This is a genomic window from Microbacterium sp. LWH10-1.2 (assembly GCF_038397765.1).
In the GTDB taxonomy this organism is placed as follows: Bacteria; Actinomycetota; Actinomycetes; order Actinomycetales; family Microbacteriaceae; genus Microbacterium; species Microbacterium natoriense.
This window is the reverse complement of sequence record NZ_CP151638.1, coordinates 3,051,110-3,063,829: the sequence shown is the minus strand read 5'-3', so window position 1 is coordinate 3,063,829 and position 12,720 is coordinate 3,051,110. Positions and strand designations below refer to the sequence as shown.

The following is a 12,720-nucleotide window of genomic DNA, read 5'->3' as shown; positions in this document are numbered from 1 at the left end:
CGCTGTCGGCAGCCGGGCTCACCGGTCTCGACCAGACCGCTGCCGAATCCGCGGTGGATCGGCGCCGCGCTCCAGGTCCCGCTCGACGATGCGCTCCTCGTCACGGTCGCTCGGGCACGCGTGTTGCCGACGCCGGACGAGCTCGATCGACTCCGGCCCGATCTCGACGTCGCGTCGCTCGCCCTGCCCGTCTTCTGGACCGAGGCGTACACGCCCTGGTCTGCCGAAGGCGCGGTGGGCGTGGCTGTCCTCGACGAGCTCGCTGCCGCGGCGAAAGGCATCATCGCCCACGCCTGATGGGCAGTTCTCCCCATCGGCGAAGCGCGAGGGGACGAACTAGGGTGGGAGAGAGTGTCGCCGGTTCAGGTCCGGCGAGCTGTCGGGCAGTGACCCTGGGGGGAAACCGGGTATGAAGATGTTGTCATGGGTACGGACACGTCCGAAGACCCTCGCCTCCGCGGCCGCCGTCACCGTGAGCGCCGTGGCGATCACGACGATGGCCTTCGCCTATGACGGCAACCCCACGACGAAGGTCGACCTGAACGACGGCGGCGTCTGGATCACCAAGACGTCGAGCCTGCTGATCGGGCACTTCAACCACGAGTCCACCGTGCTCGACGGCGGGCTGCGCACCAGCGGCGACAACTACGACATCCTGCAGGATGCCGCGAACGTCCTCGTCGTGGACACGGGAGCTGCGACGCTCAGCTCCGTGGACCCGGCGCGCGTCGCGCTCGGAGACTCCGCGTCCATCCCCGGCTCGGCGAAGGTGGCCCTCGGCGCCGCCACCGCGGCGATCCTCGACCGCAAGTCGGGCGACCTCTGGGTCGTCCCCGTCAAGGGCATCGCGAGCTTCGAGCTCAAGGCGGCGGACCCCACGGCGGAGCTCGGGGAGAACGCCGACGTCGCCGTCGCGAAGGACGGCACCGTGTTCGGCCTCTCCGCCGACAAGGGCGAGGTCGTCACCATCCCCGTCGACAACGAGGGCCAGGCGCTCAAGCCGTCGTCGGCGTCGGTCGGCGACATCGATCCGTCGGGAGATCACTCGATCACCGCGGTCGGAGACAAGCCGGTCGTGCTCGACCGCGACGCGGGCGTCGTGATCACCCCCGGAGGCGGCCGCACCGAGATCGCCGACGCGGAGGATGCCGTGCTGCAGCAGCCGTCGGCGGCGACCGACGCCGTGGCCGTCGCGACCGCGTCTGCGCTGCTGAGCGTTCCGCTCGCGGGAGGCGAGGCGACGAAGACCGAGGCGAGCGGCAAGGGCGTGCCCGCCGCCCCGGTGTGGCTGCGCGGCTGCACCTACGGGGCCTGGGCCGGGTCTGCGAGCTTCGTGCGCGACTGCGCGGGCGATGCGAGCGACGTGAACGAGAAGATCCCGGATGCCGAGGACTCCACGAGCCTCGTGTTCCGCGTGAACCGCGACGTCATCGTGCTGAACGACGCGGTCGGCGGCGCGGCCTGGCTCACCAACGAGAGCCTGCAGCGCGTCGACAACTGGAACGACATCACCCCGCCGGAGGGGGAGACGGAGAACCAGGAGGACACCACCGAGGAGACGGTGGAGACCACGCTCCCCGAGCGCAGCGAGCAGAACACGCCCCCGGTCGCGGAGGACGACGAGTTCGGCGTGCGGCCGGGTCGCACCACGATGCTGCCAGCGCTCGACAACGACACCGACGCCGACGGCGACGTGCTCGTCGCCTCGCTCGCGCAGAGCCAGCCGGCTCTGGGCGAGGTGCAGCCCGTCAACAACGGCGGCTCCCTGCAGATCGCCGTCCCCGAGGACGCGACCGGCGGCGGGTCGTTCGAGTACCAGGTCGACGACGGCCGCGGCGGCAAGGACACCGCGAACGTGCAGCTCTCGGTGCACGGATGGGACACCAACGGCGCGCCCGTCCAGCGCCGCACGACCGGCATCGCGGTCGAGGAGGGCGGCTCGGTCTCCTACAACGTGCTCCCGGACTGGCTCGACCCCGACGGCGACGACATCTACCTGCAGGACGTCGTGGCGGCGCCCGGCGACGAGGTCGACTTCACCACGGACGGTCAGGTCACGTACCGCGCTGTCGCGAGCATGCAGGGGCGCAAGGACATCCAGATCAGGGTCGCCGACGGGCTCGGCGAGACCTCGACCGGCGTGCTCCGGCTCGACGTCCGGCCGGCGGGATCCACCCTCCCGAAGACGAACGCCGACCACGTCGTGACCCGCGTGGGGGAGGCCGTCACCGTCGCGCCCCTCGTCAACGACACGAGCTCCGGCCGTGAGCAGCTGCGCCTGGCCAAGGTCGACGAGACCCCGGGCGCCATCATCGTCCCCGACTTCCCGAACAAGTCGTTCACCTTCCAGTCGGATGCCGCGGGCGTCTACTACGTGCAGTATCTGGTCAGCGCGGGCCCGAACGCGGTTCCCGGTCTCGTCCGCGTGGACGTGCTGGAGCCGAGCGAGACCGAGCTCCCGCCGATCGCGGTGCGCGACGTCGCCCTGCTCCCCGCCGGCGGCGAGGTGCTCGTCGGCGTGCTCGGCAACGACTCCGATCCGGCCGGCGGCATCCTCGTCGTGCAGTCGGTCACCGTGCCGCCGCACAGCGGCATCTCGGTGTCGGTGCTCAACCACGAGACCCTGCGCATCGGCGACCAGGGCGCGCTCGACGAGACCGTGCGGATCGGCTACCGCATCTCCAACGGCAGTCAGATCGCTGACGGCGAGGTCGTCGTCATCCCGATCCCGCGCCCTGAGCAGCTGATGCCGCCGGTCGCGAACGACGACCAGGTCGTCGTCCGTGCGGGCGACGTCGTCACGATCCCGGTGCTCGACAACGACACGCACCCCAACGGCGACGTGCTGCACGTGGCCCCCGACCTCGTCGAGCCGCTCGTCGACCCGGAGGACGGCGAGGCGTTCGTGTCGCAGGACACGGTCCGGTTCCGCGCCTCCGACACCCCGGGGACGGTCTACCTGACGTATCAGGCCGTCGACTCCCTCGGCCAGAAGGACGCCGGGTACGTCACGATCCAGGTGCGGCCGATCGACGAGGAGGCGAACTCCGCCCCCAAGCCCAAGGACCTCACGGTGCGCGCGCTGAGCGGGTCGACCGTGCGCATCGCGATCCCGCTCGACGGCATCGACACCGACGGCGACTCGGTCGAGCTCGTCGGGCAGGAGAGCGCGCCGTCGAAGGGACAGGTCGCCGAGACCGGCAGTAACTACCTCGTCTACGAGGCGTTCGGCGATGCCACCGGCGTCGACTCGTTCACCTATCGGGTGCGCGACCGCCTCGGCAAGGAGGGCGTCGCGACCATCAGGGTCGGCATCGCCCCCGGTGACGCCTCGAACCAGGCGCCGTACGCGGTCAAGGACACCGTCGTGGTGCGCCCGGGTCGCACGATCGCGGTGCCCGTGCTCTCGAACGACTCCGACCCCGAGGGCGACGCGATCTCGCTCGTCAAGAAGGGGCTCGAGATCCCGCCTGATGCCGGCGTCAAGGCCGTGGTGTCCGGCGATCGCGTCGTGGTCACCGCTCCGGACAAGGCGATGGACACGTCGATCCAGTACACGATCCGCGACGCCAGGGGAGCGACGGCGACCGCGGTGCTGCAGATCACCGTCGACGAGGACGTTCCGCTGAAGGTGCCGACGGCGCGCGACGACCGCATCGTCGCCTCCGACGTGCAGGACAGCCTGAAGGTCGACGTCGAGGTGCTCGTGAACGACGACGACCCCGACGGCACCGTCGACGCGCTCGACCTCTCGGTCGGGTCGGGCGGCGTCGTGCGGGAGGATCGCACGATCCGCGTCACGGTCGGCCAGGAGCGCCAGCTCATCCGCTACACGATCACCGATCAGGACGACCAGGAGGCATCCGCCTTCATCTTCGTCCCCGCGCTGAGCGAGCTCCGTCCGACCCTGACGTCGACCAAACCGGTCGAGGTCAAGAGCGGTGAGACGGTCGAGCTGCCGCTGTCGAAGTACGTCACGGTCGCCGGCGGCGGCGACGTGCTCCTCACCGAGGCCGCGAAGGTGAGCGCCGTCTACGCCGACGGCTCGTCCCTGATCAAGGATGAGAAGACCCTCGTCTACACGTCGAAGCAGGGGTACTTCGGCAAGGACGCCCTGACGTTCGAGGTGACCGACGGCTCGGGTCCTGACGACCCGGAGGGTCGCAAGGCCACGCTGACGATCCAGATCACCGTGCTCCCGCCGGAGAACCAGCAGCCCGTGTTCGTGAACGGCCAGGTCGAGGTCGCACCGGGCGAGCCCGCGATGCCGCTCGATCTCGCCGCCCTCACGACCGACCCCGACCCCGAGGACGCGAAGGGCATCCGCTTCAGCATCGTGGACCAGCCGTCCGGCGGGGTGAAGGCGCGCATCGACGGCTCGAAGCTGCTCGTCGAGGCGGACTCCGGTACGCCGAAGGGCACGAGCACGACCGTCGGGCTGCGCATCGACGACGGCACGACCGAGCCGGTCGAGGGGTCGGTGGCCGTGCTGGTCGCCGCCTCGACCCGGTCGCTCCCGACCGCGAACACCGACACGGTGCCCGAGGCCGACCAGGGCAAGACCGTCACGGTCCCGGTTCTCGACAACGACGTGAACCCCTTCCCGGAGACGCCGCTCAAGGTCGTCTCCGCAGCGACGGAGACCGGATCGGGAACCGTCTCGTTCACTGCGGGCGAGGTGAAGGTCACGCCCGCTGCGGAGTTCGTGGGGACGATGGTGGTGCGCTACCGCATCCAGGATGCGACGAAGGACGCCGATCGCGAGGTCGACGGCCGCATCGTGCTGACCGTGCAGGGCGTGCCGGAGGCGCCGGGAACGCCGACCGTGTCGAGCGTCCAGGACCGCACCGTCGTGCTGTCGTGGTCGCCGCCCTCGAACAACGGCGCGGAGATCACCTCCTACACCGTGAAGTCCGTGGCCGGGAACTACACGAAGAAGTGCACGTCGACGACCTGCACGCTCGACGGTCTGACGAACAACGTCGAATACGTGTTCCAGGTCGTGGCGACCAACCGCGTCGGCGACGGCAAGCCGTCTCCGACCTCCGCAGTGGCCCGCCCCGACGCGCGTCCGGACACACCCCAGCCGCCGAAGCTCGTGTTCGGCGACAAGAGCCTCAAGGTCTCGTGGACGACGCCCACGACGCCGGGCTCGCCTGTCGAGTCGTACACGCTGCAGATCTCTCCGGCCCCGCCCTCGGGCATCTCGGAGAAGTCCGGGGTCACCGGCAACTCCCTGGTCTGGGAGGGGCTGGAGAACGGCTCGAACTACCAGATCCAGATCCAGGCGCACAACCGCGCACCGGAGCCGTCGAGCTGGAGCGGCTGGTCGGCGAGCGAGATCCCGGCCGGTGTGCCCGGCACGGTCGCGGCACCGACGGCGAAGAGCGCGCCGTCGGTGGGCAAGCAGGTGCAGATGACGGTGTCCTGGGCCGCCGCGCCGCAGAACGGCGACGCGATCGCCGAGTACGAGCTCGTCGTGATGCGCGGAGGCGGGGTCGTGAACCGGATCCCCGGCATCCCCGGCACCCAGCTCAGCCAGACCGTGAACGTCGACACGTCCACGTCCGACTACACCTATTCGGTGCGGGCGCGGAACAAGGCCGGGTGGGGTGCGCAGAGCCCGGCCTCCGCGCCACAGCGTGCCTTCGGCAGCCCTGGGGCCCCGACCATCACCGGCACTCAGGAGCACGACGGGTACGTCACCGTCTCGTACTCGCTCTCCGACACCAACGGCGCTTCCGGGGGAGAGGTGCGCTACGAGTACTCCCTCAGTGGCAGCCCGTGGAGTCGCAACTGGGACGGCACACGCATCAACGCCGCGAACGGGGGCAGCTACACCGTGCGGGTCAGGGCGTACTCGGTGGTCGGCGGTCAGGAGTCGCAGCCCGGTGCGCCATCGGCGGCCTCGGGGGCTCTGAGGCCGTACGGGCCCGTGCAGAACCCCGGCGCCTCAGCGACCAACCAGGGGACCTCGGTCAGGGTCGCGTGGTCTCCTCCGGCTGCGAATGGCCGTGCGATCACCCAGGTGCTCGTCAGCCTCGACGGCGGAGGATGGCAGGACCTCGGACTCAACGGCAGTCGCAGCCTCGGCGGCGGCTACAGCGAGACGCACAGCATCCAGGTCAAGGCCAAGGACGAGGCCGGCCAGTGGTCGAACGTCGTGTCGGCATCCGCCGTCACCGACAGCCAGCCCGTGCCCGAGGCGTGGGTCACGCGGGGCAACGCCAAGACCAACGGCTGCACCAGCGTCGGAGGCGGTCCCTGCTACAACCTGCAGCTGAACACGAAGAACTTCGCCGGCGGCTCGTACCGGGTCGAGTGCACCGCCGACGGCAGCGTGTTCTCCACCAACGCGGGTTTCCCGGTCAACATCCCGTCGAACGGCTCCGTGATCATCGACTGCTGGAACGGCTTCGTCACCCGCAAGGGCCTGAACATCATCGGCGGCAACCCGTCGAGCGCCAGGGAAGGCAACTTCTAGCAGGCGTTCGGCCCGTGCCCGCCGGGCGCTCTCGGTGGGGACTCCTCCCCATCGAGAGCGTCCGCCGCGCAAGTTAGACTCATCTGGTATGCCGCGCGCCCTCGGGCGTGTCGGCCGAGTCCGAGAGTGCACAACCCAGGGGGATACCGGGGATGAAGGCGTTGTCATGGATGCGTGCGCGTCCGAAGACGCTGGCCTCCGCCGCCGGCGTCGCCGCCGCGGCCATCGCGATCACCACCCTCGCCTTCGCCTACGACGGCAATCCCACCACCAAGGTCGAGCTGAACGACGGCGGCGTCTGGATCACGAAGACCTCGAGCCTGCTCGTCGGGCACTTCAACCACGAGTCCACGGTCCTCGACGGCGGCCTGCGCACGACCGGTGAGAACTACGACATCCTTCAGGACGAGAGCAACATCCTCGTCGTCGATCGCGGCTCCTCCACCCTCACAGCCGTCGACCCGGCCCGCGTCGCACTCGGCGACAGCTCCGGCATCCCATCGTCCGCGAAGGTCGTGCTCGGCAACAAGACGGCGGCGATCCTCGATCCGAAGTCCGGAAACCTTTGGGTCATCGCGGTCAGGGCCATCGCGGGCTTCAAGATCGAGGCGGTCGACCCGACCGCCGAGCTCGGCGACGGCGCCGACGTGGCGGTCGCCGACGACGGCACCGTGTTCGGCCTCTCCGCCGCCCGCGGCGAGGTCGTCACCATCCCCGTCGACAACGAGGGCGAGCCCCTCGATCCGTCCGAGGCGTCGGTCGGTGACATCGACACCGACGAGGCGCCCACGATCACCGCGGTCGGACGCACGGCCGTCGTGATGGATGCCGCTGCCGGTGTCGTCACGACCCCCGGTGGCTTCCGCACCGAGATCCCCGACGCAGCGGATGCCGTGCTGCAGCAGCCGTCCGCCTCGGCGGACTCCGTGGCCATCGCGACGCCGTCGGCGCTGCTCAGCGTGCCGCTCGACGGGAGCGATCCGACCGAGACCGCGGTCGACGGCACGGGCAACCCGGCCGTCCCCGTGTCGCTGCGCGGATGCTTCTACGGCGCCTGGGCGGGCTCGGCGCGGTTCGTGCGCGACTGTCCTGGCGACGCCGACGACGTGGAGGCGAAGATCGACGGAGCCGAAGACGCCTCCGCGCTGACCTTCCGCGTGAACCGCGACGTGATCATCCTCAACGACGCCGTCGGCGGAGCGGCCTGGATGGCCGATGAGAGCCTGCAGCGCGTCGACAACTGGAACGACCTGACGCCCCCGGAGGGCGAGGCCGAGAACGAGGAGGACACGACCCAGGAGACGGTCGAGACCACCCTCCCCGACCGCAAGGAGGAGAACACCCCGCCCGTGGCGGAGGACGACTCCTTCGGGGTGCGGCCCGGAGCCTCCATCCTCCTGCCGGTGCTCGACAACGACAACGACCCCGACGGGGACGTCCTCGTGGCGGCGCTCGCCGAGCAGCAGCCCTCGATCGGCACCGTGCAGCCGATCCAGAACGGCGGATCCCTGCAGATCGCCGTCAACGAGAAGGCGACGGGTTCGGCGACCTTCACCTACGAGGCCGATGACGGACGCAAGGGCAAGGACACCGCCGCCGTCACCCTCTCGGTGCACGACTGGGACGTGAACGGCGCGCCTGCGCCGAAGCGCAAGACCAGCCTCACCGTCGAGAGCGGCGGGACGGTGTCGTACAACATCCTCCCCGACTGGATCGACCCCGACGGAGACGACATCTACCTGAAGGCGGTGGCGGCCGCCCCCGGCGACGAGGTCGACTTCAGCACCGACGGGCAGATCACGTACAAGGCCACGGCGAGCCTGCAGGGCCGCAAGGACATCGAGGTCGCGGTGGCCGACGGCTCCGGCGAGGTCGGCACCGCGACGATCACGATCGACGTCCGCCCTCCCGGCACGACCGACCCCAAGACGAACGCCGATCACGTGGTCACCCGCGTCGGCGAGCAGGTCACCGTCGCGCCGCTCACGAACGACACGAGCTCCAGCAGGGAGCCGCTGCGTCTCGGCCGGGTCGACGAGGTGCCCGGCGCCACCGTCATCCCCGACTTCACGAACAAGACGTTCACGTTCTCCGCCGACGCACCGGGCACCTACTACGTGCAGTACCTCGCGACCGCCGGGCCCAAGAACGGCGAGGGGCTCGTCCGCGTCGACGTGCTCGAGGCCGGGGCATCCGACCTCGCTCCCGTCGCCGTGCGCGACGTCGCCCTGCTGCCCTCCGGAGGCGACGTGCTGATCGGGGTGCTCGCCAACGACGAGGACCCCGGCGGCGGCATCCTCGTGGTCCAGTCGGTGTCGATGGAGCCCAGCTCCGGCGTCTCCGTCTCGGTGATCAACCACGAGACGCTGCGCATCACCGACCAGGGGTCGCTCACCGGGCAGGCGCGCATCACCTACACGATCTCGAACGGGTCGAAGTCGGCAGAGGGCGAGGTCGTCGTCATCCCGATCCCCGCGCCCGACACGATCATGCAGCCGGTCGCCAACCCCGACACGGTCACCGTGCGGGCCGGCGACGTCGTCACGATCCCCGTTCTCGACAACGACACGCATCCGAACGACGACGTCATGCACGTCGCCCCCGAGCTCATCGAGCCGTTCATCGACCCGGACGACGGCGAGGCGTTCGTGTCGCAGGACACCGTGCGCTTCAAGGCGGGGCCGGAGGCGAAGACCGTCTACCTCACGTACGAGGCCGTCGACTCGCGGCAGCAGAAGGCCGCGGGCTACGTGACGATCCAGATCCTCCCCGTCGACGAGGACACCAACGCGGCGCCGCGGCCGCGCGACCTCGTCGCCCGAGCCCTCGCGGGCACGGAGATCAGCATCGCCGTGCCGCTGGACGGCATCGACGCCGACGGCGACTCGGTCGAGCTCCTCGACATCGCCTCCAGCCCCACCAAGGGACGCATCAACGAGACGGGCGCGAACTACTTCACCTACGAGGCCTTCACGGGCTCGAGCGGCGTCGACACCTTCAAGTACCGGGTGCGCGACCACCTCGGCAAGGAGGGGATCGCGACCATCCGCGTCGGCATCGCCCCGCCGGAGCAGGTCAACCAGGATCCGTACGCGGTGAAGGATGCCGTGGTCGTCCGTCCGGGTCGTGAGATCGCCGTCCCCGTGCTGGCCAACGACTCCGACCCCGAGGGCGACGAGATCACGCTCGTCAGCGAGAAGAACGGCGGACTCGAGGTCCCGAAGGAGCTCGAGGCCAGGGTCTCGGGAGACCGTGTGCTCGTGCAGGCCCCGGACAGGTCCCTCGAGACGTCACTGCAGTACACGATCCGCGACGCCAGAGGAGCCACGGCATCCGCGATCCTGCAGGTCACGGTCGACGAGGACGTGCCGCTCCAGGCGCCGGTCGCGCGCGACGACCGGGTGCGCCCAGACGACCTCAAGGACGGCGGGTTGACCGCCGACATCGAGATCCTCACGAACGACGAGGACCCCGACGGCACGACCGACTCCCTCGATCTCGACCTCGGCGCCGGGGCGACGGCGCTGCAGAACGGCAAGGTCAGGGTCACCGTCACGGACGAGCAGCAGCTCATCCGGTACACGCTCACGGACCAGGACGGTCTGCAGGCGTCGGCGTTCATCTTCGTGCCGGCCGTGTCTGGTCTGCGTCCGACCATCGACTCGACCAAGCCCGTGCAGGTGGTCAGCGGCGAGACCATCTCGCTCCCGCTGTCGAAGTACGTGACCGTGGCCGGAGGCGGCACGGCCCGCATCACCGAGCACGCCAAGGTCTCCGCTGTGCACGCCGACGGCGCCGATCTGGTGAAGGACGAGTCGACGCTCGTCTACACCTCCGCGGCCGGCTACTTCGGTCAGGACGCGATCACCTTCGAGGTGACCGACGGCACGGGGCCCGATGATCCCGAGGGGCGCAAGGCGACCCTCACGATCCCGATCGACGTGCTCCCGCCCGAGAACCAGCAGCCGACGTTCGTCAGCGGACAGGTGCAGGTGGCGCCGGGCGAGAAGGCGACGGCGCTCGACCTCGCCGCGCTCACCACAGACCCCGACCCGGAAGACGAGCACACCTTCGCGTTCGTGGGCGGCGACGGCAAGGGCGTGACCGCGAAGGTCGACGGCGACAAGCTGCTCGTCGAGGCCGCGTCGAGCGCGAAGAAGGGCACCGCCCTCACCCTCGACGTGCGCATCAGCGACGGCGAGACCGAGCCCGTCGAGGGCACGGTCTCGGTGATCGTCGCGGCATCCACCCGTGCTCTGCCCGCGGCCAACACCGACACCGTCGGACAGGCCGACCAGGGCAAGTCGGTGACGGTCCCGGTCCTCGCCAACGACTTCAACCCCTTCCCCGAGACGCCGCTCGAGATCGTGTCGTACGTCGTCGAGTCCGGCTCGGGTGACGTCTCGAAGAAGGGCGACGAGCTCGTGGTCACCCCGTCGGCGAACTTCGTCGGCACGATGGTGGTGCGCTACCGCATCAAGGATGCGACCGACGATCCCGACCGCGAGGCCAACGGCCAGGTCGTCGTCACCGTGCAGGGCGTACCAGAGGCCCCGGGCGCGCCGACGGTCACGAGCGTGCAGGACCGCACCGTCGTCATCTCCTTCGCGGCGCCGTCGAACAACGGCGCGGAGATCACCAAGTACACGGTGACCTCGGCGCAGGGCTCCTCCTACCGCAAGGAGTGCCAGTCGACGACGTGCACGCTCGACGGGCTGACCAACAACGTCGAGTACACGTTCCGCGTCACCGCGACGAACCGCGTCGGCGAGGGCAAGCCGTCCGGCACCTCCGAGGTGGCGCGTCCCGACGCTCGTCCGGACACGCCCAACCCGCCGTCGCTCAAGTTCGGCGACAAGTCGCTCCAGGTGAACTGGGTGACCCCGTCGACGCCGGGTTCGCCCGTGGAGCGGTACACGCTCGAGATCTCGCCCGCCCCGCCGTCCGGCATCGCCCAGAAAGAGGTGACGGGCAACTCGATCACCTGGGAGGGGCTGGAGAACGGCTCGAACTACCAGGTGCGCGTGCAGGCGCACAACAAGGCGCCCGAGCCGTCGAGCTGGAGCGGCTGGTCGGCGTCCGAGATCCCCGCAGGCCCCCCGTTCGCGCCCGCGGCGCCGACGACGACGGAGCTGCCGAGCGTGGGCGACCAGGCGCAGATGCAGGTGAACTGGGCCGCACCGAACAGCAACGGCGACGCGATCGACGGCTACCAGCTGGAGATCTACGAGGGGTCCACGCTGAGGCGCACGGTGACGCCGGGCGCCGGCGCCACCAGCCAGGCGGTCACTCTCCCGACCTCGGAGACCGCCTACACGTTCCGCATCAAGGCGACCAACAAGGCGGGCTGGGGCGAGTACAGCCCGATGTCGGCCCCGCGCCGCGGAGTGACAGCCCCCGGGGCGCCGACCGGCCTGACGGCGGAACCGCACGACAAGTCGATCGCGATCGCCTACACCCCGGGCTCCCGCAACGGCGCGCGCCCGGGCGAGGTGAGCTATCAGTACCGGCTCAACGGAGGCACCTGGCAGGCCCTCAGCGGTCCGACGATCTCCGGACTCACCAACGGCACGACCTACAAGGTCGAGGTCAGGGGGGTCGCGACGGTCGACGGTTCGACCTACTCGGGCGCTCCGTCGAACGCGGCATCGGCGGTGCCGTACGGCGTGCCGTTCGCCCCCAAGGCGACGGCGAAGAACCTCGGCACGCAGGTGCAGCTGAACTGGGATGCCTCCGGCTCGGGCAACGGCCGCAAGATCGACGTCGTGCAGATCAGCGTCGACGGCGGCGGCTGGCAGAACGTGGCCGTGAGCGGTTCCCGGACCGTCGGCGGCGGATACAAGGAGACCCACAGCATCAAGGTCAGGGCGCAGGACAGCGCCGGCCAGTGGTCACCAGAGGCCTCCGACTCCGCGCGCACCAACGACCCGCCGGCCGAGGTGCTGAAGACCGAGAAGGGCGCCTCCGGGTCCTGGCCCGACTGCGGCTCGTCCTCCTGCGCCAGGGTCAGGCTGACCGTGGCGAACTTCAACAGTCCAGGCAACTACCACCTGCAGTGCGACGACGGCAACAAGTGGGGTGGCGGCACGCTGTCGTACGTCCCGGCGAACGGCAGCGTCGACCTCAACTGCTACTACGGGTTCCCCGGCAACACGATCCGCGTCTACATCAAAGAGCTCGACAGATACGCCACGGCGATGGTCTGGTACTGACGCTCTCTCGAACGACACATACAG

3 protein-coding genes are annotated in these 12,720 nt (G+C 69.9%); all 3 read left to right on the top strand.

Going from position 1 to position 12,720, the window contains the following annotated elements; genetic code table 11:
- Positions 1-123: 123 nt before the first annotated feature.
- The 3 genes from MRBLWH10_RS14510 to MRBLWH10_RS14500 all read left to right on the top strand — a co-directional run bounded on the left by MRBLWH10_RS14510 (position 124) and on the right by MRBLWH10_RS14500 (position 12,696).
- Positions 124-297, top strand: coding sequence for a hypothetical protein (locus MRBLWH10_RS14510; protein ID WP_341940442.1), 174 nt, complete (start codon positions 124-126; stop codon positions 295-297).
- A 112-nt stretch (positions 298-409) separates the two neighbouring features.
- Positions 410-6,484, top strand: a complete 6,075-nt coding sequence (locus MRBLWH10_RS14505; protein WP_341940441.1) for an Ig-like domain-containing protein — start codon at positions 410-412, stop codon at positions 6,482-6,484.
- A 170-nt stretch (positions 6,485-6,654) separates the two neighbouring features.
- The gene (locus MRBLWH10_RS14500) at positions 6,655-12,696 is read left to right on the top strand and encodes an Ig-like domain-containing protein (protein ID WP_341940440.1); all 6,042 of its coding nucleotides are present in this window, start codon (positions 6,655-6,657) and stop codon (positions 12,694-12,696) included.
- Positions 12,697-12,720 lie beyond the last annotated feature (24 nt).

Bases quoted from the DNA above. Each gene is read 5' to 3' on its own strand.
- MRBLWH10_RS14505 (WP_341940441.1), top strand. From the start codon at position 410: ATGAAGATGTTGTCATGGGTACGGACACGTCCGAAGACCCTCGCCTCC.
- MRBLWH10_RS14500 (WP_341940440.1), top strand. From the start codon at position 6,655: ATGCGTGCGCGTCCGAAGACGCTGGCCTCCGCCGCCGGCGTCGCCGCC.